The sequence below is a fragment of the Streptomyces nymphaeiformis genome, assembly GCF_014203895.1.
Taxonomy (GTDB): domain Bacteria; phylum Actinomycetota; class Actinomycetes; order Streptomycetales; family Streptomycetaceae; genus Streptomyces; species Streptomyces nymphaeiformis.
In genome coordinates this window covers 85,403-110,411 of sequence record NZ_JACHJY010000005.1, presented here as the reverse complement: position 1 = coordinate 110,411, position 25,009 = coordinate 85,403, and the positions used below count along the sequence as shown (strand labels likewise).

The 25,009-nt window shown below is 72.1% G+C and carries 23 protein-coding genes and 1 pseudogene; 12 read left to right on the top strand and 12 right to left on the bottom strand.

Features of this window, described 5'->3' with window-relative positions:
* Positions 1-150: 150 nt before the first annotated feature.
* The 8 genes from pyrH (at position 151) to GGE06_RS18030 (ending at position 8,839) form a co-directional block, all read left to right on the top strand.
* On the top strand, positions 151-915 hold the full coding sequence (gene pyrH, locus GGE06_RS18065; protein ID WP_015036487.1) for a UMP kinase: 765 nt from the start codon (positions 151-153) through the stop codon (positions 913-915).
* A 94-nt stretch (positions 916-1,009) separates the two neighbouring features.
* Positions 1,010-1,567, top strand: a complete 558-nt coding sequence (gene frr / locus GGE06_RS18060; RefSeq protein WP_026057589.1) for a ribosome recycling factor — start codon at positions 1,010-1,012, stop codon at positions 1,565-1,567.
* Positions 1,567-2,673, top strand: coding sequence for a phosphatidate cytidylyltransferase (locus tag GGE06_RS18055; protein ID WP_116158610.1), 1,107 nt, complete (start codon positions 1,567-1,569; stop codon positions 2,671-2,673). The genes frr and GGE06_RS18055 overlap by 1 nt, the downstream gene beginning before the upstream one ends.
* 292 nt (positions 2,674-2,965) lie before the next feature.
* Positions 2,966-4,078 (top strand): dual-specificity RNA methyltransferase RlmN, encoded by a 1,113-nt coding sequence (gene rlmN, locus GGE06_RS18050; RefSeq protein ID WP_181924493.1) that lies wholly within the window; start codon positions 2,966-2,968, stop codon positions 4,076-4,078.
* Positions 4,079-4,297: 219 nt separating this feature from the next.
* The gene (locus GGE06_RS18045; protein ID WP_184931270.1) at positions 4,298-5,392 is read left to right on the top strand and encodes a thiamine ABC transporter substrate-binding protein; all 1,095 of its coding nucleotides are present in this window, start codon (positions 4,298-4,300) and stop codon (positions 5,390-5,392) included.
* A 68-nt stretch (positions 5,393-5,460) separates the two neighbouring features.
* A complete protein-coding gene (locus GGE06_RS18040; RefSeq protein WP_184931424.1) occupies positions 5,461-7,074 on the top strand; it encodes an ABC transporter permease in 1,614 nt (537 codons plus the stop codon).
* Positions 7,074-8,096: an ABC transporter ATP-binding protein gene (locus GGE06_RS18035; protein WP_116158608.1), complete on the top strand. Its 1,023-nt coding sequence runs from the start codon at positions 7,074-7,076 to the stop codon at positions 8,094-8,096. Before GGE06_RS18040 ends, GGE06_RS18035 begins: the two co-directional genes overlap by 1 nt.
* Positions 8,097-8,191: 95 nt before the next feature.
* Positions 8,192-8,839, top strand: a complete 648-nt coding sequence (locus GGE06_RS18030; RefSeq protein ID WP_116158607.1) for a dihydrofolate reductase family protein — start codon at positions 8,192-8,194, stop codon at positions 8,837-8,839.
* Here GGE06_RS18030 and GGE06_RS18025 read toward each other — a convergent pair.
* The 6 genes from GGE06_RS18025 to GGE06_RS18000 all read right to left on the bottom strand — a co-directional run bounded on the left by GGE06_RS18025 (position 8,811) and on the right by GGE06_RS18000 (position 15,250).
* On the bottom strand, positions 8,811-9,821 hold the full coding sequence (locus tag GGE06_RS18025; protein WP_184931269.1) for a hypothetical protein: 1,011 nt from the start codon (positions 9,819-9,821) through the stop codon (positions 8,811-8,813). The genes GGE06_RS18030 and GGE06_RS18025 overlap by 29 nt on opposite strands.
* A 79-nt stretch (positions 9,822-9,900) precedes the next feature.
* Positions 9,901-11,037, bottom strand: a complete 1,137-nt coding sequence (locus GGE06_RS18020; protein ID WP_116158605.1) for an LOG family protein — start codon at positions 11,035-11,037, stop codon at positions 9,901-9,903.
* 289 nt (positions 11,038-11,326) lie between these two features.
* Positions 11,327-12,478, bottom strand: coding sequence for a hypothetical protein (locus GGE06_RS18015; protein ID WP_116158604.1), 1,152 nt, complete (start codon positions 12,476-12,478; stop codon positions 11,327-11,329).
* Positions 12,460-13,188 (bottom strand): ABC transporter ATP-binding protein, encoded by a 729-nt coding sequence (locus tag GGE06_RS18010; RefSeq protein ID WP_116158603.1) that lies wholly within the window; start codon positions 13,186-13,188, stop codon positions 12,460-12,462. The genes GGE06_RS18015 and GGE06_RS18010 overlap by 19 nt, the downstream gene beginning before the upstream one ends.
* Positions 13,189-13,394: 206 nt before the next feature.
* Entirely contained in the window at positions 13,395-14,774 is a 1,380-nt protein-coding gene (locus GGE06_RS18005) for an aspartate aminotransferase family protein (protein ID WP_116158602.1), read from the bottom strand.
* Positions 14,759-15,250, bottom strand: a complete 492-nt coding sequence (locus GGE06_RS18000) for an Lrp/AsnC family transcriptional regulator (RefSeq protein WP_181924492.1) — start codon at positions 15,248-15,250, stop codon at positions 14,759-14,761. Before GGE06_RS18000 ends, GGE06_RS18005 begins: the two co-directional genes overlap by 16 nt.
* Positions 15,251-15,455: 205 nt before the next feature.
* Between GGE06_RS18000 and GGE06_RS17995 the strand changes: the two genes are divergently transcribed.
* From GGE06_RS17995 to GGE06_RS17980, 4 genes are all read left to right on the top strand, one after another.
* Entirely contained in the window at positions 15,456-16,892 is a 1,437-nt protein-coding gene (locus GGE06_RS17995; RefSeq protein WP_116158600.1) for a gamma-aminobutyraldehyde dehydrogenase, read from the top strand.
* Between the two features lie 143 nt (positions 16,893-17,035).
* Positions 17,036-18,199: an ABC transporter substrate-binding protein gene (locus tag GGE06_RS17990; RefSeq protein ID WP_184931268.1), complete on the top strand. Its 1,164-nt coding sequence runs from the start codon at positions 17,036-17,038 to the stop codon at positions 18,197-18,199.
* 12 nt (positions 18,200-18,211) lie between these two features.
* Positions 18,212-18,742, top strand: a complete 531-nt coding sequence (locus GGE06_RS17985; RefSeq protein WP_116158598.1) for an HXXEE domain-containing protein — start codon at positions 18,212-18,214, stop codon at positions 18,740-18,742.
* Between the two features lie 63 nt (positions 18,743-18,805).
* Positions 18,806-19,327, top strand: a complete 522-nt coding sequence (locus tag GGE06_RS17980) for a hypothetical protein (protein ID WP_116158597.1) — start codon at positions 18,806-18,808, stop codon at positions 19,325-19,327.
* On the opposite strand, the gene GGE06_RS17975 is transcribed toward GGE06_RS17980, so the two are convergent.
* The 6 genes and pseudogenes from GGE06_RS17975 to GGE06_RS17950 form a co-directional block, all read right to left on the bottom strand.
* Positions 19,309-20,484 carry a serine hydrolase domain-containing protein gene (locus tag GGE06_RS17975; RefSeq protein WP_116158596.1) on the bottom strand — a complete coding sequence of 392 codons (1,176 nt, stop codon included), beginning with the start codon at positions 20,482-20,484 and terminating at the stop codon, positions 19,309-19,311. The two genes, GGE06_RS17980 and GGE06_RS17975, sit on opposite strands and share 19 nt — an antisense overlap.
* A gap of 102 nt (positions 20,485-20,586) precedes the next feature.
* Positions 20,587-21,284 (bottom strand): annotated as a pseudogene (locus tag GGE06_RS17970) (response regulator); the annotation flags it as partial.
* Positions 21,281-22,429, bottom strand: a complete 1,149-nt coding sequence (locus GGE06_RS17965) for a sensor histidine kinase (RefSeq protein ID WP_116158594.1) — start codon at positions 22,427-22,429, stop codon at positions 21,281-21,283. The pseudogene GGE06_RS17970 and the gene GGE06_RS17965, both read right to left, overlap by 4 nt.
* Positions 22,429-23,214: an SAM-dependent methyltransferase gene (locus GGE06_RS17960; RefSeq protein ID WP_116158593.1), complete on the bottom strand. Its 786-nt coding sequence runs from the start codon at positions 23,212-23,214 to the stop codon at positions 22,429-22,431. The genes GGE06_RS17965 and GGE06_RS17960 overlap by 1 nt, the downstream gene beginning before the upstream one ends.
* Positions 23,211-23,900: a glycerophosphodiester phosphodiesterase gene (locus GGE06_RS17955; RefSeq protein WP_116158592.1), complete on the bottom strand. Its 690-nt coding sequence runs from the start codon at positions 23,898-23,900 to the stop codon at positions 23,211-23,213. The genes GGE06_RS17960 and GGE06_RS17955 overlap by 4 nt, the downstream gene beginning before the upstream one ends.
* A gap of 19 nt (positions 23,901-23,919) precedes the next feature.
* On the bottom strand, positions 23,920-24,975 hold the full coding sequence (locus GGE06_RS17950; protein ID WP_376773560.1) for an adenosine deaminase: 1,056 nt from the start codon (positions 24,973-24,975) through the stop codon (positions 23,920-23,922).
* Positions 24,976-25,009 lie beyond the last annotated feature (34 nt).

Below are 25,009 nucleotides of genomic sequence, written 5' to 3'. Positions count from 1 at the left end.
CGCGACGGACACCGGACCCCGGTAGGGTCTGAGGCAGTCGTCCGCGCCCGCGCAGGACGACCGCAGATCTGACGAGGAGGCCATTGCCGCACGGGATACCGAGAGGACCCAAGGCAATGGCCTCCTTCGTATGTGCACGAGGAGATCTCCATGAATCAGGGCGCCGTACAGGGCGACGACAACAACGGCAAGAAGGCCGGCCGCTACATGCTGAAGCTGTCCGGAGAAGCCTTCTCCGGCGGTACCGGCCTGGGCGTCGACCCCGACGTCGTGCACGCCATCGCGCGTGAGATCGCGGCCGTCGTCCGCGACGGCGCGGAGATCGCGATCGTGATCGGCGGCGGCAACTTCTTCCGCGGCGCCGAGCTCCAGCAGCGCGGCATGGACCGGGCCCGCTCCGACTACATGGGCATGCTCGGCACCGTGATGAACTGCCTCGCGCTCCAGGACTTCCTGGAGAAGGAGGGCATCGACTCCCGCGTCCAGACCGCCATCACCATGGGCCAGGTCGCCGAGCCGTACATCCCGCTGCGCGCCGTGCGCCACCTGGAGAAGGGCCGCGTGGTCATCTTCGGTGCGGGCATGGGCATGCCGTACTTCTCCACGGACACCACCGCCGCCCAGCGCGCCCTGGAGATCGACGCCGAGGCCCTGCTCATGGGCAAGAACGGCGTGGACGGCGTCTACGACTCCGACCCGAAGGCCAACCCCGACGCGGTCAAGTTCGACGCCCTCGAGTACGGCGAGGTGATCTCCCGCGACCTCAAGGTCGCCGACGCCACCGCCATCACCCTGTGCCGGGACAACAACCTCCCGATCCTCGTCTTCGAACTGCTCACCGAGGGCAATATCGCTCGCGCGGTGAAGGGTGAGAAGATCGGCACGCTCGTGAGCGACCAGGGCACCCGGGCCTGACCCGAACCGGGGAACCGCCCCGCAAGGGGATGGACAGAGCCCTGCCGGTCGTACACCGTGCAGGACACAACGCGACGACACGCAGGAGCAAGTGGTGATCGAAGAGACCCTCCTCGAGGCCGAGGAGAAGATGGAGAAGGCCGTCGTGGTCGCCAAGGAGGACTTCGCCGCGATCCGCACCGGCCGTGCGCACCCGGCGATGTTCAACAAGATCGTGGCCGACTACTACGGTGCCATCACCCCCATCAACCAGCTGGCGTCGTTCTCGGTGCCGGAGCCGCGCATGGCCGTGGTGACCCCGTTCGACAAGAGCGCGCTGCGCAACATCGAGCAGGCCATCCGCGACTCGGACCTCGGCGTCAACCCGAGCAACGACGGCAACATCATCCGCGTGGTGTTCCCCGAGCTGACCGAGGAGCGCCGCCGGGAGTACATCAAGGTCGCCAAGGGCAAGGCCGAGGACTCGAAGATCTCGATCCGCTCGGTGCGCCGCAAGGCCAAGGAGACCATCGACAAGCTCGTCAAGGACGGCGAGGTCGGCGAGGACGAGGGCCGCCGCGCCGAGAAGGAGCTCGACGACACCACCGCGAAGTACGTCGCGCAGGTGGACGAGCTGCTCAAGCACAAGGAAGCCGAGCTGCTCGAGGTCTGATGAACGACTCTTCCTGGGGGGCCCCGGCCGGTTCCGGCTACGGGGGACCCGACCAGGGGCCTGCCCCGGCGGGTCCCGCATACGATCGGCAGCAGGCGGCGCAGACTCGGCCCATGCCCATCGTGCCCGACGTTCCCGCCGGCGGATTCCAGGACGGTCACGGTCGGGGGGCCGCTCACCCGAGCGGTCCCCTGTTCCGTGACGAGACGCCGCACGAGCACCCGCAGGAGCCCATGTCCAGCCCCACCCCGCCTCCGCCGCCCGCGCCGTCGCCGGCGCCCCGGCAGAAGAAGAGCGCGGGCCGTGACCTGGGCGCGGCCATAGGGGTCGGGGTCGGGCTCGGCGCCGTCATCATCGCGTCGCTGTTCATCTGGAAGCCGGCGTTCGTCGGAGTGATCGCGGTCGCCGTGGTCGTCGGCCTGTGGGAGCTCACCTCCCGCCTCCAGGAGCGCAAGGCGATCAAGGCTCCGCTGGTGCCGCTCGCGGTCGGCGGCGCGGCGATGGTCGTCGCCGGCTACGTCCGGGGCGCCGAGGGCGCCTGGGTGGCGATGGCCCTGACGGCGCTCGCGGTGCTCGTCTGGCGGATGACGGAGCCGCCCGAGGGCTATCTGAAGGACGTCACGGCGGGGGTCTTCGCCGCGTTCTACGTGCCGTTCCTGGCGACCTTCGTGGCGCTGCTGCTGACCGCGGACGACGGGGCGCAGCGGGTGCTGACGTTCCTGATCCTCACGGTCGTCAGCGACACCGGGGCGTACGCCGTCGGCTGGCGCTTCGGCAAGCACAAGCTGGCCCCGCGGATCAGCCCCGGCAAGACCCGCGAGGGCCTGGTCGGCGCGGTGACGTTCGCGATGGCGGCGGGCGCGCTGTGCATGCAGTTCATGATCGACGACGGTGCCTGGTGGCAGGGCCTGATCCTCGGCCTCGCGGTGGCGGCGAGCGCGACGCTCGGCGACCTCGGCGAGTCCATGATCAAGCGCGACCTCGGCATCAAGGACATGGGCACGCTGCTGCCGGGCCACGGCGGCATCATGGACCGGCTGGACTCCCTGCTGCCGACGGCGCCGGTGGTGTGGCTGCTGCTGGCGCTGTTCGTCGGCACCGGCTGACGGGCCACGGCGCCACGCGGCGGAGCCGCACGTCGATACAGCATGGACCGGCTGGACTCCCTGCTGCCGACGGCGCCGGTGGTGTGGCTGCTGCCGGCCTTGTTCGTCGGAACGGCTTGACGGACAGCGGGTACTCTGGAAGGGCTCGTGGCGCGTGCGCTGCGGGCCCTTCCGTCGTCCCCGCCGCTGCGGGGACGGTCCAGTGAGGTCTCCTGGCTTCGGCATCGTGATGCCGCCCTACCCGCCGCCGCGGGGGTCCCGGACCTCGTGCCGTCTGAGGAGACACCCGATCGTGGCCCGTCCAGTGCCCGGAGAACTCACTTTCGTCGCCCCCCGCGGAGCCAAGAAGCCGCCGCGGCACCTCGCCGACCTCTCGCCCGCCGAGCGGAAGGAGGCCGTCGCCGCGATCGGCGAGAAGCCCTTCCGCGCCAAGCAGCTGTCCACGCACTACTTCGCGCGGTACGCGCACGACCCCGCCGAGTGGACCGACATCCCGGCCGCCTCGCGGGAGAAGCTGGCCGGGGAGCTGCTGCCCGACCTGATGTCCGTGGTGCGGCACATCTCGTGCGACGACGACACCACCCGTAAGACCCTGTGGAAGCTGCACGACGGCACGCTCGTGGAGTCGGTGCTCATGCGCTACCCGGACCGGGTGACCATGTGCATCTCCTCGCAGGCCGGCTGCGGGATGAACTGCCCGTTCTGCGCGACCGGGCAGGCGGGCCTCGACCGGAACCTGTCGACCGCCGAGATCGTGCACCAGATCGTGGACGGGATGCGGTCGCTGCGGGACGGGGAGGTGCCCGGGGGACCGGCGCGGCTCTCCAACATCGTCTTCATGGGCATGGGCGAGCCGCTCGCCAACTACAAGCGGGTCGTCGGAGCCATCCGGCGGCTCACCGACCCCGAGCCGGACGGCCTCGGGCTGTCGCAGCGCGGCATCACCGTCTCCACCGTCGGCCTCGTGCCCGCGATGCTGCGCTTCGCCGACGAGGGCTTCAAGTGCCGTCTCGCCGTCTCGCTGCACGCGCCCGACGACGAGCTCCGCGACACCCTCGTGCCCGTCAACACGCGCTGGAAGGTCCGCGAGGTCCTCGACGCGGCCTGGGAGTACGCGGAGAAGTCCGGGCGCCGGATCTCCATCGAGTACGCCCTCATCCGGGACATCAACGACCAGGCCTGGCGCGGCGACCTCCTCGGCCGCCTCCTCAAGGGCAAGCGGGTGCACGTCAACCTCATCCCGCTGAACCCGACGCCCGGGTCCAAGTGGACGGCGTCCCGCCCCGAGGACGAGAAGGCCTTCGTCGAGGCGATCGCCCGGCACGGCGTGCCGGTGACCGTGCGGGACACCCGCGGTCAGGAGATCGACGGTGCCTGTGGACAGCTCGCGGCCGCCGAGCGCTGACCTTGTAGTCTGAGCTCGAACACATCTCCATATTCCGACAGGGGAGCGCCACAGCGCTGAGAGTGCGGTAACCGTAGACCGCAGACCCTCTGAACCTCGCCCAGGTCATTCTGGGTAGGAAGTTCGGTCGTAACTCAAGCTGTTGCGCCCTGCCCGCGTCCGGTCCGCCGGTCGTGGGCAGGGCCGCGTCTCTTCCTGGTCATACCCAGGAGGAATCCAGTGAGCATCAAGAAGGCCGCCGCCGTCGCGCTCGTCGCGGCGCTCGGCGTCACGAGCCTGGCCGCGTGCGGCACCGACGACGTGCGGGGCGCGGCCGGCAAGACCGACCAGCCCGCGCCGAAGACGGTGACGCTGGTGAGCCACGACTCCTTCAACGCCTCCAAGGAGGTGCTGGCGGACTTCACCAAGCAGACCGGCTTCACGGTCAAGGTGCTGAAGAGCGGCGACGCCGGCGAGGCCGTCAACAAGGAGATCCTGACCAAGGGCTCCCCGCAGGGTGACGTCTTCTTCGGCGTCGACAACACGCTCCTCTCCCGCGCCCTCGACAACGGGATCTTCGTCCCGTACGAGGCGAAGGGCCTGGACCGGGTCCCGGCGACGTACCAGCTCGACAAGGAGCACCGGGTCACCCCGATCGACTCCGGCGACATCTGCGTCAACTATGACAAGAAGTACTTCGCGGACAAGAAGCTCGCGCCGCCGGTCACCTTCGACGACCTCGCGAAGCCCGCGTACAAGAACCTGCTCGTCGTGGAGAACCCCGAGCTGTCCTCCCCGGGCCTCGGCTTCCTGCTCGGCACGGCCGCGAAGTACGGCGACGACGGCTGGCAGGACTACTGGAAGAAGCTCAAGGCCAACGGTGTGAAGACCGTCGACAGCTGGGAGCTCGCCTACAACCAGGAGTTCTCCGGCTCGGCCGGCGGCAAGCAGGCCAAGGGCGACCGCCCGCTGGTCGTGTCGTACGCCTCCAGCCCGCCGGTCGAGGTGCTGTACGGCGAGCCGCAGCCGAAGGTGGCGCCCACCGGCGTCTCCACCGGCACCTGCTTCCGGCAGGTCGAGTTCGCGGGCCTGCTGAACGGCGCGAAGAACCCCGAGGGCGGCAAGGCGCTGATCGACTTCCTGATCTCCAAGAAGTTCCAGGAGGACATGCCGCTCCAGATGTTCGTCAACCCGGTGGCGAAGGACGCGGCCCTGCCGGAGCTGTTCACCAAGCACGGCGTGGTGATCGCCAAGCCGGAGACCATGGCGCCCGAGAAGATCGCCGAGAAGCGTGACCCGTGGATCCAGCAGTGGTCGTCGCTCGTCCTGAAGTAGCGCGTCCTGAGGGAGCGCGTCCTGAGGTGAGGCGCGACCTCAAGGGGGACGCGACGCGGCTCGGGCTCATGGCCCTGCCCGTCGCGTTCTTCGGGGTCTTCTTCGCCTGGCCCGTCGTGTCCATCGTGGACCGGGGGCTCCGGCCCGACGGCGCCTGGCGGTTCGGCCGGATCGGCGAGACGCTGAGCCGGCCGGACATCCTCGACGTGCTCGGCTTCACCGTGTGGCAGGCGCTCGCCTCCACCGGGCTCACCCTGCTGGTCGCGCTGCCCGGGGCGTACGTCTTCGCCCGCTTCGACTTCCCCGGCAAGGGCGTGCTGCGGGCCGTCGTCACGGTGCCGTTCGTGCTGCCGACCGTCCTCGTCGGCACCGCCTTCCTGGCGCTCGTCGGCCGGAACGGGCTCACCGACGAGCTGTGGGGGCTGCGGCTCGACACCAGCGTGTGGGCGATCCTCCTCGCGCACGTCTTCTTCAACTACGCGGTCGTCGTCCGGACCGTCGGCGGACTCTGGTCGCAGCTCGACCCGCGCCAGGAGGAGGCCGCCCGGGTCCTCGGCGCCTCCCGCTGGCGGGCCTGGCGGACGGTCACGCTGCCCGCGCTCGCGCCGTCGGTGGCGGCCGCCGCCCTGATGGTCTTCCTCTTCACCTTCACCTCCTTCGGCGTCGTGCAGATCCTCGGCGGGGACCAGTACTCCACCCTCGAAGCCGAGATCTACCGGCAGACCGCCCGGCTGCTCGACCTGTCGACGGCGGCGGTCCTGACCCTCGTCCAGTTCGCGGCCGTCGGCGCGATCCTGGGCGTGCACGCCTGGACCGTACGGCGGCGGGAGACCGCCCTGCGGCTCGTGGCGCCGGAGCGGACCGCTCGCCGGCCGCGCGGCGCCGGGCAGTGGACGCTGCTCGCCGGCGTGCTGCTCTCCGTGGCGCTGCTGATCCTGCTGCCGCTCGGCGTGCTCGTGGAGCGCTCCTTCGCCGGACCGCACGGGTACGGGCTCGGCTACTACCGGGCGCTCGGCTCGCTCGACGAGTCCGGGACCTTCCTCGTCCCGCCCCTGGAGGCGATCGGGAACTCGCTGCGGTACGCGGTGGCCGCCACCGCCATCGCGGTGCTGATCGGCGGACTCGCGGCGGCGGCGCTGACCAGGCGGGCCGGGCGGCTCGTACGGGGCTTCGACGCGCTGCTCATGCTGCCGCTCGGGGTCTCCGCCGTCACCGTCGGCTTCGGCTTCCTCATCACGCTCGACGAGCCGCCGCTCGACCTGCGGGCCAGCTGGATCCTCGTACCGCTCGCCCAGGCCCTGGTCGGCGTCCCCTTCGTCGTACGGATGATGCTGCCGGTCCTGCGCGCGGTGGACGAGCGGCTGCGGGAGGCGGCGGCCGTGCTCGGCGCCTCGCCGTGGCGGGCCTGGCGGGAGGTGGACCTGCCGATGGTGCGGCGGGCGCTGCTCATCGCGGCCGGGTTCGCCTTCGCGGTGTCGCTCGGCGAGTTCGGGGCGACCGTGTTCATCGCCCGGCCCGACCGCCCGACGCTCCCGGTCGCCGTGGCCCGGCTGCTCGGCCGGCCCGGCGAGCTCAACTACGGCCAGGCCATGGCCCTCTCGACGATTCTGATGGTGGTGTGCGCGGTGTCCCTGCTGCTGCTCGAACGGCTCCGCACCGACCGGACCTCCGGGGAGTTCTGATGCTGTCGATCGAGGACGCGACCGTACGGTTCGGGGAGCGGGCCGTGCTCGACGCCGTGGACCTGGACGTCGCCGAGCACGAGATCGTGTGCGTGCTCGGCCCCAGCGGCAGCGGCAAGTCCACGCTGCTGCGGGCCGTCGCCGGGCTCCAGCCGCTCGACGCGGGCCGGGTGCTGCTCGGCGGCGCCGACCAGGCCGGGGTGCCGGTGCACCGGCGGGGCGTCGGCCTCATGTTCCAGGACCACCAGCTCTTCCCGCAGCGGGACGTCGGCGGCAACGTCGCCTTCGGGCTCCGCATGCGGGGCGCCCGGAAGGCCGAACGGGCCGAGCGGGTAGGGGAGCTGCTCGACCTCGTCGGCCTCCCCGGCGCCGAGCGGCGGTCCGTCGCCGCGCTCTCCGGCGGCGAGCAGCAGCGGGTCGCGCTCGCCCGCGCCCTCGCGCCCTCGCCCCGGCTCCTGATGCTCGACGAACCGCTCGGCCAGCTCGACCGGGGGCTGCGGGAGCGGCTCGTCGTGGAGCTGCGGCAGCTCTTCGGGCGGCTCGGGACGACGGTCCTCGCCGTCACCCACGACCAGGGCGAGGCCTTCGCGCTCGCCGACCGGCTCGTGGTCATGCGGGACGGGCGGATCGCCCAGTCGGGTGCGCCGGCGGACGTGTGGGCGCGGCCCGCGTCGGAGTTCGTGGCCCGGTTCCTCGGCTTCGACAACATCGTGGCGGCGCGGGTGACGGGCGCCGTCGCGCAGACCGCGTGGGGGAAGGTCCCGGTCCCGGACGGCTCACCGGAGGGCGAGCGGCGGCTCCTCGTCCGCCCGGGCGGGGTGCGGCTCGTGGAGGAGGGTCCGGCCTGGACCGTGGAGTCCAGGACCTTCCGGGGCAGCCAGGTCGTCGTACGGCTCCGGCCGGCCGAGGGGCCCGACCTGGAGGCCGAGCTCCCGCTCCGGGAGGCGCCGGAGGAGGGCGCCCGGGTGGGGGTGGAGTTCCGGGTGGAGGACGTGGTGGTGCTGGGGGACGACGGCCCGTAGAAAAATTCTGTGGCGGGTGCGATGAGTTCTCCCGTCCGGGGGAGTCTGCTCTTGTTGATTGACGTCTCTCTGTCGACCACGCAGGAGGAACAGCCATGAGCCAGTTGCTCAAGGTGCAGAACTTCATGGTCTCGTCCGACGGATTCGGTACGGGGGAGGGCCAGAGTCTGGAGCGGCCGTTCGGGCACGCGGATCCCACCGCGATGTTCTCGTGGGCCGGCGCCACGGCGAGCTGGCCGAACCGCACCGACCCCGGCGGCAGCCGGGGCCTCGACGACTACCTGACGCGGGACTTCCACCGGAACATCGGCGCCGAGATCATGGGCCGCAACAAGTTCGGGCCCCAGCGCGGGCCCTGGGAGAACGAGGAGTGGAAGGGCTGGTGGGGTGACGAGCCGCCGTTCCACACGCCGGTGTTCGTCCTGACCCACCACCCGCGCCCGTCGTTCACGCTCTCCGACACCACGTTCCACTTCGTCGACGCCGACCCGGTCACGGCCCTCGGGATGGCGCGGGAGGCGGCGCGGGGGAAGGACGTCCGGCTCGGCGGCGGAGCCACCACCATCCGGGAGTTCCTCGACGCCGATCTCGTCGACACCCTGCACGTCGCGGTCTCGCCGGTGAAGCTCGGGGCGGGGGTGAAGCTCTGGGACTCGCCCGACGAACTGCTCGACCGGTACCACCGCGATGTCGTGCCCAGCCCGGGCGGCAAGGTCACGCACCACCTGTACTGGCGGAAGTGACGGCCGTCCCGCACCGGCCGCACGCCCTCCGGGTCGCCCGCTGGTAGGCGCGGGTGGCCCGGGCGAGGGCGAGGCCGTAGCCGCAGAAGCCGCCGTACGCGACGGCGACCACCCAGGGGGCGTGGTCCGCCATGCCGACGGTGATCGCTCCCGTCCAGGCCAGCAGGCCGAGGGCGGCCAGGAACGCCCCGAACGGGGCGAGCGCGCCCGCCCCGGTCCACCCGAGCGCGAGCAGCGGAAGCCGGGGCAGCCGCCGGCCCCACGGGCGGGTCAGCGCGAGCGCGAGGGCCATGCCGAGGAGCGCCAGGACGGCGGTGACGTCGATCCCGTGGTCGTACAGCCGGATGCCCAGGTCGCTGGTGTACCTCGGGTCGACGCCGGGGCGGCCGGTGCCCGTGTAGCCGGGGGTGACGCCCAGGGCCCAGAGCGTCTTCAGGGCGGCGTACGGGACGAGGGCGGCGACGGCGACGAGACCGGCGCGGGTGGCGGGCCGGGCGGCCGTGGCTCCGGTGCGGTGGCCGCGCCCGCCGCAGTACGGGCACGTGCCCAGCGTCCGGCGCCGATGGGCGAGGGCCGCGCGGCTCCACACCACCGCACCCAGGACGGCGAGGAACTGGTTGACGAGAGCCGCCCAGTCGACCGGGTCCTGGTTGCGGGACAGGAAGAACAGCAGGTGGACGGGGCTGAGGAGGGCCGGGAAGCCCGAGGTCAGGCAGAGCGCGACGACCGCCCACGCCGCCGCCGGGAGCCACCGGACGCCGGGACGGCGCAGCAGGGCGTACGCGAGGACGGCGGCCGCCCCGTACAGCACCGCCGCGCCCGTCTCCGGTCCGGTGCCCGTGCCCTTGCCGAGGAGGGCGTAGCCGAAGGCGGGGCCCGTGAGCGCGGCGAGGGCCGCGCCCGTGGCGTACAGCAGCGACCAGACGAACGCGGCGCGGCCCGCCCAGGACGGCCACGTGGCCAGGAGTGTCTTCGGGGTCATGGTCCGAGACTGCCGCCGGAGGACTACCGGGGGCATCGGCCCCCGGGCGCGTCCGTCTCCGCCGCGCGGCGGAGGCCGGCTACCTCCCGAGTCGCTCCAGTGCCGCCGGGGCCTCGTCGATCGAGTCCACCAGGGCGATCCGGGCCGCCATCGGGCGGTCGGCGGCGAGGGACTCCAGGAGGGGCCAGGCCGGGAGGCGGGTGGTCCAGTGGGCGCGGTTCACCAGGACCATGGGGGTCGGGGTGCCCCGGGAGGCGTAGTAGTTCGGGGTCGCGTTGTCGAAGATCTCCTGGACCGTGCCCGCCGCGCCCGGCAGGAAGACGACGCCCGCCGTCGAGCGGGCGAGGAGGCCGTCCTCCCGGGTGGCGTTGGCGAAGTACTTGGCGATGTGCGCGGCGAAGGGGTTCGGCGGCTCGTGGCCGTAGAACCAGGTGGGGATGCCGACCGAGTCACCGCCGCGCGGCCACAGGGCCCGTACCGCGAAGGCGGCGCGGGCCCAGTCCGTCACCGAGGGCGTGAACGACGGGGCCTTGGAGAGCAGGTCGAGCGAGGCGGCGAGGTCCTCGTCCTCGTACGGGGCGAGGTACGCGCCCAGGTTCGCGGCCTCCATCGCGCCGGGACCGCCGCCGGTCGCCACCGTGAGACCGGCGCGGGCCAGCGTCCTGCCGAGCCGGGCCGCGCCCGCGTACGCCTCCGTGCCCCGGCCCATCGCGTGTCCGCCCATGACGCCGACGACCCGGGCCCCGTCGAGGAGTTCGTCGAGGGCGTCGGAGACGGCGTCGTCGTGGAGGGAGCGGAGGATCGAGGAGAGGATGTCGCCGTCGGCCCTGGTCCGGCCGAACCACGCGTACGAGCGGAAGTCCGGCGTCTGCTCGTAGCCGCCCTCGGTGATCCCCTCGAAGAGTTCCCCGGGCGTGTAGAGCCGCGCCCGGTAGGGGTCGAAGGGCAGCTCGGGGACGGGCGGGAAGACGAGTGCGCCGTCGGCGCGGACCTTGGCGGCGGCCTCCGGCTCCATGGGACAGCCGAGGAAGACGGCTTCGGTGGTGACCGCGGTGAGCAGGGCGAAGGTCCGGCCGGTGAGGTCGATCGACTGGACGCGCTGTCCGGCGAGCGAGCCGGGGCGGGCGACGGCCGCGTCGAACTCGGCGAGGGTGTGGATCTCGCGTGCGTGCCCGCGCGGTCCGGGCGGGCGGTGTGCCGGGGGGAGCGTCGCCATGGGCCCACGATAGGGGCCGCCGTCGTGGGCGGCCCCTCGGCGGGCGCCCGGGGACGTCCCGCCGCTCGCGCCGGGCGGGACGCTCCTGGACGGGGTCCTCACCGGCCCGGGACACCCCTGCCCTGGGTGCTCAGCCGCCTGGGGCGGCCCCGTCCGGGGTGCTCAGCTGCCCCGGGGCACCCCGTCCGGGGTGCTCAGCCGCCTGGGGCACCCCCGTCCCGGGTGCTCAGCCGCTAGGGGCACCCCATCCGGGCCGCTCAGCCGCCCGGGACACCCCCCTCCGGGCCGCTCAGCCGCGCAGTGGTGTGGCCGCCAGTTCCGCGATCGCCCAGGTCAGCGGGAGGAAGACGGCGAGGAGTGCGCCGGCGCGCAGCAGGGCCGCCGTGCGCAGGACGGTCGGCGGGGCGCCGAGGCGCAGCAGGGCCTCGGTGGTGTGGGTGCGGCCCTGCTTGGATTCGAGGGCGGCGGTCAGCAGGGTCGCGGTGGTGCAGGCCAGGACGAGGGCCGCGCCGAGGACGGTGAGCGGGCCGAAGGCCTCGGAGCCTCCGTCCGCCCCGTACAGCTCCGCCGCCGCGAGGGCGCCGGAGAGCACCGCGCTGACCACCCCGAGCGGGCGGCCGATACGGCGGGACTCGTCCATCAGGACGCGGCCGGCGAGCAGCCGGACGGCGCCGGGCCGGACCGCCTGGAGGAGCCGGCCGCAGCCGTGGGTGAGGCCCGGGCCCGCGAGGGCGAGGCCCACGGCGGTGAGGACCCAGCCGGCGAGGACGCCCGCCGGGTTGCCGTCGAAGCCGCCCGGCAGCGGGAGGCCGCCCCGGGAGGCGCCCTGGGCCGCGTACGTCTCGACGGCGAGGCCGACCGCGACCAGGGCGACGCCCCAGGGCAGCCCGGACGGCATCGCCCTCTCGGCGCCCTCGGGTGCGGCGGGCGCGGTGCGGGGCCGCAGCGCGAGGCCGGCCGCGGTGGCGGCGACGACCGGCAGGACGGCGAGCAGGGTGAGGGCGGCGGCGAGCGGGACCGGCTGGTCGGCGGCGAGGAGTTCGGCGGCGGCGCCGTCGAAGGGCAGGCCCGTGATGTCGCCGCGCAGGTGCAGGTAGAACAGGAGCGCGACCACGGAGCCGAGCGTGCAGGCGACGGCCGTCGAGGCGGCGGCGATCGCCGTGAGCCGGGCGGGGCCGAGGCCGATGGCGGAGAGTCCGGGGCGCGGCCGGGTGCTGGGGTCGGTGCGGGCCACCGCGACGGCGAACTGGACGGTCGCGGCGAGCGGCAGGACGCACCAGAGCAGCCGCAGCACGGAGGCCGAGGACTGCGCCGGGTGCCCGACGGCGTATCCGAGGGTGCAGAGCAGGAGGAAGCCCACCCCCGCGGCCGCGGCGGCGACGAGGAGCCGGCGCGTCAGGACGAGGGGGTGGGTCCCGCGGGCTAGACGGAGAGCGAGCACGCGGCGACGCCCTCCGCCCCTGACGCCGGGGGTACGGCGGCGACCCTGCGTCCGTCGAGGAGGGCGACGGTGCGGTCGGCGAGCGCCGCGACCTCGCCGTCGTGGGTGGCGAGGAGCACGGTGATGCCGTGCGAGCGTGCCGCGGCCGCGAGGGTGCGCAGGACCTGCGCGCCGTCGGCCCGGTGCAGGGTGGCCGTCGGTTCGTCGGCGAAGAGGACCGACGGCGTGGTGACCAGGGCGCGGGCGATCGCGATCCGCTGGCGCTGGGACTGGGTGAGGGCGTGCGGCCGCTTGCGGGCGCACCCGCCGATGTCGAGCCGCTCCAGCCACTCCTGGGCGGCGGTCTTCGCGGCCCGGTGGGAGGTGCCGCGGAGCAGCAGCGGCAGGGCGGTGTTCTCCCAGCCGGTGAGCTCGGGGACGAGGCCCGGCTCGGGGTCGATCCAGCCGAAGCGCTCGCGCCGGAGCCGCTCGCGCTGGGCGGGGGCCAGGGTGTGGACGGGGCCGCTGTTGAACCAGACCTCGCCCTGCTGGGCGGTGAGCTGGCCGGAGAGGCAGCGCAGCAGGGTGGTCTTGCCGCTGCCGCGGGGGCCGACGACGGCGAGGATCTCTCCTTCGCGGACGCCGAGGGAGACGCCGCTGAGCGCCTCCGAACCGCCCAGGGTGCAGTGCAGGGAACGCGCCCAGAGCACGTCGTTGTCCGGTGGGGCCATCGCGTACACCTCGATGTCGGATCCGATTCTCGCCTTCCCCCGCCCGGGGGAACGAAGGGACGGGCCTGTCGGTCACTCGGCACCGTAAGGATTCAGATCCGGTTGTACGGACAGCACACGGCCCGGGCCGCCGCCATCCACTCGGATGGCGGCATGCCCGGGCCGTGGGGGTCACGCCGTGAGGGCGGCGTGATGCTCGTCGGAGATCAGAGCTTGGTCCACGCCTCGGTGAGGGTGGCGCGGAGGATCTGCTCGATCTCGTCGAACGTGGACTGGTCCGCGATCAGCGGCGGCGCCAGCTGGATGACCGGGTCGCCACGGTCGTCGGCGCGGCAGTACAGGCCGTTGTCGTACAGCGCCTTGGAGAGGAAGCCGTACAGGACGCGCTCCACCTCCTCGTCGTTGAAGGACTCCTTGGTGACCTTGTCCTTGACGAGCTCGATGCCGTAGAAGAAGCCGTTGCCGCGGACGTCGCCGACGATCGGCAGGTCGTGCAGCTTCTGCAGCGTCGAGAAGAAGTTGCCCTCCTGGTCCAGCACGTGCTGGTTCAGGCCCTCCTTGTCGAAGATGTCGAGGTTCGCCAGGGCCACGGCCGAGGAGACCGGGTGGCCGCCGAAGGTGTAGCCGTGCAGGAAGGTGTTGTCGCCCTTGTAGAACGGCTCGGCGATGCGGTCCGAGACGATGCAGGCACCGATCGGGGAGTAGCCCGAGGTCATGCCCTTGGCGCAGGTGATCATGTCCGGCACGTAGCCGAACTTGTCACAGGCGAACATCGTGCCGAGGCGGCCGAAGGCGCAGATCGTCTCGTCGGAGACGAGCAGCACGTCGTACTGGTCGCAGATCTCGCGGACGCGCTGGAAGTAGCCGGGCGGCGGCGGGAAGCAGCCACCGGCGTTCTGCACGGGCTCCAGGAAGACGGCGGCGACGGTCTCGGGGCCCTCGAAGAGGATCTGCTGCTCGATCTGGTCGGCGGCCCAGCGGCCGAAGGCCTCGGGGTCGTCGCCGTGGATCGGGGCGCGGTAGATGTTGGTGTTCGGCACCTTGTGCGCGCCGGGGACCAGCGGCTCGAAGGGGGCCTTCAGGGCCGGCAGACCGGTGATGGACAGGGCGCCCTGCGGGGTGCCGTGGTAGGCGACCGCACGCGAGATGACCTTGTACTTGGTGTGCTTGCCCTGCAGCTTGAAGTACTGCTTGGCGAGCTTCCAGGCGGTCTCGACGGCCTCGCCGCCACCGGTGGTGAAGAAGACCTTGTTGAGGTCGCCCGGCGCGTAGCCGGCGAGACGCTCGGCGAGCTCGACGGCCTTGGGGTGCGCGTACGACCACACGGGGAAGAACGCGAGCTCCTGGGCCTGCTTGTACGCGACCTCGGCCAGCTCCTGGCGGCCGTGACCGGCGTTGACCACGAAGAGACCCGCGAGACCGTCGAGGTAGCGCTTGCCCTTGTCGTCGAAGATGTAGGTGCCCTCACCGCGGACGATGGTGGGGACGGGGTTGTTCTCGTAGGACGACATGCGGGTGAAGTGCATCCACAGGTGGTCGTACGCGGTCTTGGACAGGTCCTGGGTCACGATTATCGAGTTCCCCACATGTAGGTCTGCTTCTTGAGCTTGAGGTAGACGAAGCTCTCGGTGGAGCGCACGCCGGGGAGGGTGCGGATCCGCTTGTTGATCACGTCCAGCAGGTGGTCGTCGTCCTCGCAGACGACCTCCACCATGAGGTCGAAGGAGCCCGCGGTCATCACCACGTACTCGCACTCGGCCATGGCCGTCAGCGCCTCCGCGACCGGATCCAGGTCACCCTCGACGTTGATGCCGACCATCGCCTGCCGTCGGAAACCCACGGTGAGCGGGTCGGTGACGGCGACGATCTGCATGACGCCCTGGTCGAGCAGCTTCTGGACGCGCTGCCTCACGGCGGCTTCGGAGAGGCCCACGGCCTTTCCTATCGCCGCGTAGGGACGGCGGCCGTCCTCCTGGAGCTGTTCGATGATCGCCAGGGAGACGGCGTCGATCGTCGGGGACGAACCGGTTCCGGTTCTTGAGTGGTTGCTTTGACTTGCCACGACTTCACTGTGCACCGAGATTGTCAGTCGTGCAAGCCCAGACTGATGAAATTCGTTGTGAAGCGCTCTGGATCTCACTGAATCCGAAGGTGCGGGGGGTCGGGGCTGTTGAAAGCGTCAGTGGAGCGACTAGGCTGAGGTGTCTCGCCCATCGGGACACCGCACAAGGACGTGCGAAGACAGAACGTGACAGGAGGGGTGGCAAGTGACCACCGAGCTGCGCCGGCTGCGTAACTACATCAACGGGGAGTTCCGCGACGCGGCCGACGGCCGCACCATCGAGGTGATCAACCCGGCCGTCGGTGAGGTGTACGCCACCTCCCCGCTCTCCGGGCAGGCCGACGTGGACGCCGCCATGGAGGCCGCCGCGGCCGCCTTCCCCGCCTGGCGTGACAGCACGCCGTCCGAGCGCCAGAAGGTGCTCCTCAAGATCGCCGACGCCTTCGAGGAGCGCGCCGAGGAGCTCATCGCGGCCGAGGTCGAGAACACCGGCAAGCCGACGGCCCTCGTCGCCAGCGAAGAGATCCCGCCGATGGTGGACCAGATCCGCTTCTTCGCCGGTGCCGCCCGGCTGCTCGAAGGCCGCTCGGCCGGCGAGTACATGGAGGGCATGACCTCCATCATCCGCCGCGAGCCGGTCGGCGTCTGCGCGCAGGTCGCGCCGTGGAACTACCCGATGATGATGGCCGTGTGGAAGTTCGCCCCGGCCCTCGCCGCGGGCAACACCGTCGTCCTCAAGCCCTCGGACACGACCCCCGCGTCGACGCTCCTGATGGCCGAGATCATCGGGCAGATCGTGCCCAAGGGCGTCTTCAACGTCGTCTGCGGCGACCGCGAGACGGGCAAGGCCATGGTCGAGCACCCGACCCCGGCGATGGCCTCCATCACCGGCTCGGTCCGCGCCGGCATGCAGGTCGCCGAGTCCGCGGCCAAGGACGTCAAGCGCGTCCACCTGGAGCTGGGCGGCAAGGCCCCGGTCGTCGTCTTCGAGGACACCGACATCGAGAAGGCCGTCGAGGACATCGCGGTCGCCGGCTACTTCAACGCCGGCCAGGACTGCACCGCCGCCACCCGCGTGCTCGTGCACGAGTCCATCCACGACGAGTTCGTCGCCGCGCTCGCCAAGGCCGCGTCCGAGACCAAGACCGGCCAGCCGGACGACGAGGACGTGCTCTACGGCCCGCTGAACAACGCCAACCAGCTGAAGCAGGTCGCCGGCTTCATCGAGCGCCTCCCGGCCCACGCCAAGGTCGAGGCCGGCGGTCACCGCGTCGGCGACAAGGGCTACTTCTACGCCCCGACCGTCGTCTCCGGCCTCAAGCAGGACGACGAGATCGTCCAGAACGAGGTCTTCGGCCCGGTCATCACCGTCCAGTCCTTCACGGACGAGGCCCAGGCCCTGGAGTTCGCGAACGGCGTCGAGTACGCCCTCGCCTCCTCCGTCTGGACCAAGGACCACGCGCGCGCGATGCGCATGTCCAAGTCCCTCGACTTCGGCTGCGTGTGGATCAACACCCACATCCCGCTCGTCGCCGAGATGCCCCACGGCGGCTACAAGAAGTCCGGCTACGGCAAGGACCTCTCCGCCTACGGCTTCGAGGACTACACGCGCATCAAGCACGTCATGACCTCGCTGGGCTGATCGCTCCCGGACGCACCGCGCGGCCCCGACACCTTGATCGACAGGGTGTCGGGGCCGCGCGCCGTCGCTCGACGGACCGTCCATTGCCGCAGCTCGCGGCGGGCGGCGATGCTGCCCGTGTGAGAGCGACTGCCAGGAAACACGTGTCCCGCCGGTCCCTGCTGCGCGGTTTCGGCGGTGTCGGGGCCGCGACCCTGCTCGCCGGGTGCGGGGTCCCCGCCGCCTACGTCGAGGAGGGCGACCGGGCCGGCCGCGACCTCTCGGCCCGCGACCGCACGCTCGACTTCGCCAACTGGCCGCTGTACATCGACACCGATGACGACGACACGTCGAAGCGGCCGACCCTCGACGCCTTCCGGAAGCGCACCGGGATCTCCGTCCGGTACACCGAGGAGATCAACGACAACGACGAGTTCTTCGGCAAGATCAGCCCGTCCCTGATGAACCACCAGGAGACCGGGCGCGATCTGATCGTCGTCAGCGACTGGATGGCCGCCCGCTTCGTCCGCCTCGGCTGGGTCCAGGAGATGGACCGCGCCGCCCAGCCGAACGTCGCGAAGCACCTCGACCCGCAGCTGACGTCGCCCGCCTTCGACCCCGGCCGGCTGCACAGCGTGCCCTGGCAGTCCGGGATCACCGGCATCGCGTACAACCGCAAGAAGCTCGGCCGGGAACTGCGCTCCACCAAGGAGCTCTGGGCCGACGACCTGCGCGGCAAGGTCACCCTGCTGTCCGGGCTCGACGAGTCCTTCGTCCTGCTCATGCTGGGCCGGGGCGTCGACGTGACCAAGTGGACCGGCGACGACTTCCACGCCCTGTGCGAGCAGATCGAGGGGCTCGTCCGGAAGAAGCACATCCGGCGCTTCACCGGGAACGACTACATCAAGGACCTGTCCACCGGCGACGTCCTGGCCTGCCAGGCGTACTCCGGCGACGTCATCCAGCTCCAGGCCGACAACCCCGACATCGAGTTCGTCGTCCCCGAGGAGGGCGCCGAACTGTGGGCCGAGTCCCTCATGATCCCCAATCTCGCCCAGCACAAGACCAACGCCGAGAAGCTCGTCGACTACTACTACGAGCCCGAGGTCGCCGCCGAACTCGCCGCCTGGGTCAACTACGTCTGCCCGGTCCCGGCCGCCCAGAAGGTCCTCGCCGACTCCGGCGACGAGGAGCTCGTGGCGCTCGCCGAGGACCCGCTGATCTTCCCGGACGCCGACATGCGCGGCCGGCTCTCCATCGCCCGGGACATCACCACCGAGGAGCGCCAGGAGTTCGCCAAGCGGTGGAACTCCCTCGTGGGCCTGTGAGTTGAAACGATCATGACGGACACACGCCTCGACCCCCTTGTCACCTACGGCCTGTTCCTCGCCTGGGCCGTGCACGACGCCGAAGAGCTCGCACGCGGGCCGCGCTGGCTCCGGGAGAACCTGCCGGGCCTTCGCGAGCGCTTCCCCGGAGTCCCGGAGCGGGTGTGGAAGGCGATGGAGTCCGTCGACGAGCGCGAATTCGCCGCCGCCGTCGGGGTGATGGCGGTGGTCGTCGCCTCGGCGGCCGTCGCGGGCGCGCGCTCCGGCGGCCGGTCCGGCTTCTACCAGGGGGCGGTGACCGGCTTCGGTCTGCACGGGCTCGTCCACCTCGCGCAGGCCGCCGTGGCGCGGGACGTGACGCCCGGCGCGGCGACCTCGCCGCTCGTCGTCATCCCCTTCTCCCTGTGGGCCCGCGGCCGGCTGCGGCGGGCCGGGGTGCTGCGGCCGGTCAGCGCCGGGGGAGTGGCGGCGGGGCTCGCGGTGGCGGCGGGGGCGACGGTGGTGGCGCACGGCCTCGGACGCCGGCTCGCCGCGCGCTTCTGAACGCGCTCAAAAACAACCACCCCTCCTTTCTGAACACGTTCAAGAGGGGTGTACGTTGGTCCCATGAGCGACACGAACGGGCCGAGAGCCCTTCTCACGCGCATCCGCGTCTGGCTGGTCGTCTTCGTCGTCTGCCTGGTCCTGAGCGGGGCCACCGCGTTCCCGCTCGTGACCGAACTCCGGCTCCTCGACTCCGCGTTGACCGGTGGGGCCGCGCCCGTGGCGGACCTCCTCCCCGGGCTCGCCGAATGGATCCACCGGGTACGGGAGGGCGTCGCCACCGCCGACGAGCAGGCCCCGTACCTGCTCTACGGCACCGACTGGCTGGCCTTCGCCCACCTCGTCATCGCGGTCGCCTTCTACGGCCCGTACCGCGATCCGGTCCGCAACATCTGGGTCGTCGAGTTCGGCATGATCGCCTGCGTCGGCATTGTCCCACTGGCCCTGATCTGCGGACCGATCCGGGACATCCCCTTCTGGTGGTCGGTCATCGACATGTCCTTCGGCGTCATCGGGATCCTGCCGCTGCTCCACGTACGCAAGCTGATCAAGCGCCTCGAGGCGGCTCACTCCGGCAGGCCGTAGGCCGCCACCATCAGGCGCAGGGCCGTCTTGTTCATGTCCTGGCCCTTGGCGTCGGTGGCGTTGACGCTGTAGACGAGCGTGCGGGAGCCGTCGCGGGTCGAGGCGATGGCCGTGTTGTAGCCCCAGCGGCCGCCGGTCTTGCCCCAGACCTCGCGGCCGCCGAGCTTCTTCATCGACAGGCCGACGGAGAACGCGGCCGGGTCGCCCGACGGGAAGTCGGGGACCTTCGGGAGCGTGAACATCTCCTCCAGGAGCGGACCGCGCACCACGCGGCCCTTGAATAGGGCCTTCGTGAAGTGCTCCAGGTCGGCGGTGGTCGAGACGAGGTCCCCGGCGGCCCAGGCCTCCGACGTCCCCCACTCCGAGACGTCCCGCAGGCCCGTCGTGCCGTCGTCGAGCCTCATCGTCTGGTAGCCGTGGTTGTACGGGCCGGTGATCGCGGCCGCCCCGCGCGGGAAGTACGTGTTCCGCAGGCCGAGCGGCCTCAGGATCCGCCGCTCCACCTGGTGCTCGTACGAGTCGCCCGTGACCCGCTCCACGATCAGGCCGGCGATCGTGTACCCGATGTTCAGGTAGTGCTGCTTCGTGCCGGGCTCGAACTCGCGCGGCTGCGCCGTCGCCGAGCGGACCAGCTCCTCCGGGGTGTGGACGTCGAACCGGTTCGCGTACCACTCCTCGACCGTCTCTCCCGGCATGTCGGCGGCCGGGATGCCGTGGGTGTGGTTCAGGAGCTGCCGCACGGTCACCGTGGCGTACCGGCCGGGGATCAGGTCGGGGAGGTACGAGCGGGCCGTCCGGTCCAGGTCGATCCGGCCCTCGGCGGCCAGCTGGAGGACGGTCGCCGCCGTGAACACCTTCGTCACTGAACCGGCCCGGAAGCGGGCGGCCGGGTCCGCGGGGGCGTTCGTCTCCAGGTCGTGGACGCCCGCGCTGCCCTGCCAGGAACCCTCGGTGCCGCCGACCCGGACGAGGGCGGCCGTGGCGTCGGCGCGGGGGAGGCCCGCGATGACCGCCGACAGATCGGCGGGGGCGGCCTGAGCGGCCTGCGCGGCGGACACCGCCGGCCGCTCCGCGGCAAAGGCCGGCGTGAGGGCGGGGCCGGCGGCGACGCCCAGGACCAGGGCGGCGGCGAGCAGGGTGCGGGTGGGCTTCCTCATGGTCAACTCCGGTGGTGTGAGCCGTTGTTCTCGATGGCTCCATCCTGCTGACCGGCGGCGATCCGCGGATCGCCCGCACCGGCGGTCTTCGGCGGACCGGTTCCTCACCGGCGCGGGGGAGGAAACCGGCCGGCTCATCCCCCGGGCGGGGGAGAGCCCGCCGCGACCAACCCCGTCTCGTACGCGCAGATCACCGCCTGGATGCGGTCCCGCAGCCCCAGCTTGGCGAGCACGTTCCCCACGTGGGTCTTCACCGTGTGGTCGCTGACCACCAGCTCCGCCGCGATCTCCGCGTTCGACAGGCCCCGCGCGAGCAGCAGCAGGGTCTCGCGCTCCCGCCCGGTGAGGACGTCGAGCCGGGGATCGGTCCTGCGCGGCCCGCCCGCCGTGTACTGCTCCACGAGCCGCCGGGCCACGGACGGCGCGAGCAGCGAATCGCCCGCCGCCACCACCCGTACCGCGTGCACGAGGTCGTCCCGCCGCACGTCCTTCAGGAGGAAACCGCTCGCGCCCGCGTGCAGCGCCTCGTACACGTACGCGTCTGTGTCGAAGGTCGTCAGCATCACCGTCCGGCAGCCGGACTCCGCGCTGATCGCCCGGCAGGCCTCGATGCCGTCCGTCCGGGGCATCCGGATGTCGAGCAGCGCCACGTCCGGGGCGAGCCGGCGCACCGCCTCGACGGCCTCCGTGCCGTCCCCGGCCTCCGCGACCACCTCGATGTCCGGCTGCGCGTCCAGGATCATCGCGAAGCCGCTGCGGACCAGTTCCTGGTCGTCCGCCACCACCACCCGGATCGTCATCCCTCCCCTTCCCGTACGGGCAGCAGCACCCGCACCTCGAACCCCCGGCCGCCCGGCCCCGGGCCCGTCTCCGCCGTCCCGCCGTGCGCGGCGGCCCGCTCCCTGATGCCCACCAGACCGTGCCCGCCCGGACCGCCCTGCGGACCGCGCCCGTCGTCGGTCACCGTGACCCGCAGGACGCCGTCCGCGTGCGCGAGCCGCACGTCGACCGTACGGGCCCGGGCGTGCTTCACCACGTTCGTCAGCGCCTCCTGCACGATCCGGTACACGCTCGCCCCGGTCGCCGCGGGCAGCGCCCGCACCCCGCCCTCCGTCGCGTACCCGACGGACAGGCCGCCCGTCCGCACCCGCTCCAGAAGGCCCGGCAGGTCCGCGAGGTCCGGCTGCGGCTCGCGCGGAGCCGCCGACTCGCCGCCCTCGCGCAGCAGCCCCAGCATCTGCCGCAGCTGCACCATCGCCTCCCGGCCCGTCTCCGAGATCGCCTCGAACGCCGCCTCCGCGCGCTCCGGGGCGGCCCGCACCGCGACCGGGCCCGCCTCCGCCTGCACGACCATCAGGCTCACCGCGTGCGACAGGATGTCGTGCATCTCCCGCGCGATCCTGGCCCGTTCGCGCGCGGCCACCCGCTCGGCCTCCACCCGCTGCGCCCGCTGCCGGGCGTCCGTGAGCCGCCCGAAGACATAGGCCGCGCCGAACACGAAGAGGGAGAAGGTGAGTTCGCGCGCCGACTGGGTGTTGAGCCACACCGAGGCCGGCACCGCGACCACCATGAGCCCCGCCGTCGCGAACCGCTGCCACGCCGGCGAGAGCGCGGCGATCGTGTAGACGCAGACGAGCCCCGTGTACGGCAGCGGCTGCCCGGGACCCTCCACGGCCAGCTTGTACAGCGCGCTCGCCGCCAGGACCGCGAGGAGCACGGCGAGCGGCGCGCGCCGCCGCCACACCAGCGGCACCACGGTCAGCGTCGTCAGACCGTACGCCGGCCAGGTCGCCGGTTCGAGCTCGGGCCCGCGCGGCACCACGAACGGCATCGTCATCGCCGCCTGCACGAGCAGCGCGATCCCGGTGTCCACCGCCCACGGGTTCGCCGCACCCCAGGTCCGCGCCCGCTCCCACCCGCTGCGCACATCCCCCCGTATGCCCATTACGGCTTGCGGCCCACCGCGCCGAACTGCGCCACCACCTGCGACTCCCCGTCGGAGGGCCGCCAGCGCGAGCAGGACACGATGCCCGGCTCCAGGAGGTCGAGGCCGTCGAGGAAGGACGCGAACTCCTCCCGGCTGCGGGCGGTGATCGGCGGGGTCGCGTTCTCGTTCCAGAAGGCCATCGCGGCCTTGTTGCCCTCGCCGCCGAGCTCCGGTTCGAGCGTCGGGTGGGTCAGCACCAGGTGGCTGCCGGAGGGGACGGCGGCCATCAGGGTCCGCACGATCGACCGGGCCTCGTCGGTGTCCTGGACGAAGTTGAGGATGCCGAGCATCAGCACCGCCACCGGGCGGGAGAGGTCAAGGGTTCCGGCGGCCGCCGCGACGATCCGCTCCGGGTCGTGGGCGTCCGCGTCGACGTACTCGGTGACGCCCTCCGGCGCGCTCGTCAGGAGCGCACGCGCGTGCGTGAGGACGATCGGGTCGTTGTCGACGTAGACGATCCGGGCGTCGGGGGCGATCCGCTGCGCCACCTCGTGGGTGTTGTCGGCGGTCGGCAGGCCCGTACCGATGTCGAGGAACTGGCGCATGCCCGCCTCGGCGGCCAGATGCGTCACCGCCCGGCCGAGGAACGCCCGGTCCGCGCGCGCCACTTCGCCGATGCTCGGGTAGAAGCCGGTGACCTGGTCGCCGACCGCGCGGTCCACCGGATAGTTGTCCTTGCCGCCCAGCCAGTAGTTCCACACCCGGGCGTTGTGGGCGATGTCGGTCCTGATCCGGTCGTTCACGCGCGAGCCTTTCGCAGCAGGGCGGCGAGGGTGTCGGGCCGGTTCGTCGTGATCGAGTCGGCTCCGTTCTTGATCAGCTTACGCATCGTCCGCGCGGTGTCCGCCGTCCAGGCCGAGACGAGCAGCCCGTCCCGGTGCACCCGCTCGGCCAGCTCCCGACTCACCAGACCGAAACGGTAGTTGAGCCAGTGCGGCCGCACGGCGTCGAGCAGCACCCGCCGGGGCGGGGCGAGCGAGGTCCAGGTCAGGGCGATCTCCGCGGCCGGGTCGGCGGCCCGCACCTGGAGCATGGCGACGGCGCCCGCGCAGTAGTAGACGCGCTCCCCGGCCCCGCACTCGCGGACCGTGCCGACGATCCGGCGGACCGAGTCCTCGTTCCCGCCCGGCAGGTCCAGCATCAGCCGGTGGTCCCCGGCGGTCAGCAGCGCCTCGCGGAGCGTCGGCACGCCGTCGCCGGTCAGCTCGCGCAGCTGCTCGTACGGGAGCTCCGCGAGCGGCCGGTCGTGGCGCCACAGCCGCTTCAGGGTGTCGTCGTGGAGGAGGACGGGCACGCCGTCCTTCGTCAGCCGGACGTCGATCTCGACGGCGTCCGCCCCCCGCTCGATCGCCGAGGCGATCGAGGGGAGCGTGTTCTCACGGACGCGGTACGGGTCGCCGCGGTGGGCTACGACAGTGACAGGGCGCATGGCCCCATTCTCGTCGGCGTCAGCGCGCCAGCCAGTCGTTCGTGTACGTGTCGATCTCGGCGGCGATCCGGGCCTTGCCCTCCGCGTCGAGGAAGGAGGCCTCCACCGCGTTCTTGGCGAGGGCGGCGACACCGCGCTCGTCGAGGCCGAGGAGACGGGCGGCGACGGCGTACTCGTTGTTGAGGTCCGTGCCGAACATCGGCGGGTCGTCGCTGTTGATCGTGACGAGGACCCCGGCGTCGACGAACTGCCGGATCGGGTGCTCCTCCAGGGTGGCGACGGCCCGGGTCGCGATGTTCGACGTCGGGCACACCTCCAGGGCGATCCGGTGCTCGGCGAGGTACGCGAGGAGCTCGGGGTCCTGGGCGGAGCTGGTGCCGTGGCCGATGCGCTCGGCGCCGAGCTCGCGGATCGCGTCCCAGACGGTCTGGGGGCCGGTCGTCTCGCCGGCGTGCGGGACGGAGTGCAGGCCGGCCGCGCGGGCCAGGTCGAAGTACGGCTTGAACTGCGGGCGCGGCACGCCGATCTCCGGGCCGCCGAGACCGAAGGAGACCAGGCCCTCAGGGCGCAGCCCGTCGGTGGTGGCGAGCCGCGCGGTCTCCTCGGCGGAGGCGAGGCCGGCCTCGCCGGGGATGTCGAAGCACCAGCGCAGGATCGTGCCGAACTCGGCCTCGGCGGCCTTGCGGGCGTCCTCGATCGCCGCCATGAAGGCGCGCTCGTCGATGCCGCGACGGGTAGAGGAGTACGGGGTGATGGTCAGTTCGGCGTAGCGGATGTTCTGCCGGGCCATGTCCCGGGCGATCTCGAAGGTCAGCAGCCGGACGTCCTCCGGGGTGCGGACCAGGTCGACGACGGACAGGTAGACGTCGATGAAGTGGGCGAAGTCCGTGAACGTGAAGTAGTTGGCGATCGCCTCCGGGTCCGTGGGGACCTTGGAGTCCGGGTGCCGGGCCGAGAGTTCGGAGACGATCCGGGGCGAGGCGGAGCCGACGTGGTGGACGTGCAGCTCGGCCTTGGGAAGTCCCGCGATGAAGGGGTGCAGATCGGTCATCGGGTCATCGTAGGCCGGGCGCATCCCTCCCAGGGGCGAGGCCGTAGCATGACGTGAC

Coding starts and splice junctions, on each gene's coding strand:
- GGE06_RS18055 (WP_116158610.1), top strand. CDS start 1,567: ATGAACGACTCTTCCTGGGGGGCCCCGGCCGGTTCCGGCTACGGGGGA.
- GGE06_RS18020 (WP_116158605.1), bottom strand. CDS start 11,037: ATGGCGACGCTCCCCCCGGCACACCGCCCGCCCGGACCGCGCGGGCAC.
- GGE06_RS18035 (WP_116158608.1), top strand. CDS start 7,074: ATGCTGTCGATCGAGGACGCGACCGTACGGTTCGGGGAGCGGGCCGTG.
- GGE06_RS18025 (WP_184931269.1), bottom strand. CDS start 9,821: ATGACCCCGAAGACACTCCTGGCCACGTGGCCGTCCTGGGCGGGCCGC.
- GGE06_RS17965 (WP_116158594.1), bottom strand. CDS start 22,429: ATGGGCATACGGGGGGATGTGCGCAGCGGGTGGGAGCGGGCGCGGACC.
- GGE06_RS17975 (WP_116158596.1), bottom strand. CDS start 20,484: ATGAGGAAGCCCACCCGCACCCTGCTCGCCGCCGCCCTGGTCCTGGGC.
- GGE06_RS18010 (WP_116158603.1), bottom strand. CDS start 13,188: ATGGCCCCACCGGACAACGACGTGCTCTGGGCGCGTTCCCTGCACTGC.
- pyrH (WP_015036487.1), top strand. CDS start 151: ATGAATCAGGGCGCCGTACAGGGCGACGACAACAACGGCAAGAAGGCC.
- GGE06_RS17980 (WP_116158597.1), top strand. CDS start 18,806: ATGAGCGACACGAACGGGCCGAGAGCCCTTCTCACGCGCATCCGCGTC.
- GGE06_RS17950 (WP_376773560.1), bottom strand. CDS start 24,975: ATGCGCCCGGCCTACGATGACCCGATGACCGATCTGCACCCCTTCATC.
- GGE06_RS18040 (WP_184931424.1), top strand. CDS start 5,461: ATGGCCCTGCCCGTCGCGTTCTTCGGGGTCTTCTTCGCCTGGCCCGTC.
- GGE06_RS17985 (WP_116158598.1), top strand. CDS start 18,212: ATGACGGACACACGCCTCGACCCCCTTGTCACCTACGGCCTGTTCCTC.
- GGE06_RS17955 (WP_116158592.1), bottom strand. CDS start 23,900: ATGCGCCCTGTCACTGTCGTAGCCCACCGCGGCGACCCGTACCGCGTC.
- GGE06_RS18030 (WP_116158607.1), top strand. CDS start 8,192: ATGAGCCAGTTGCTCAAGGTGCAGAACTTCATGGTCTCGTCCGACGGA.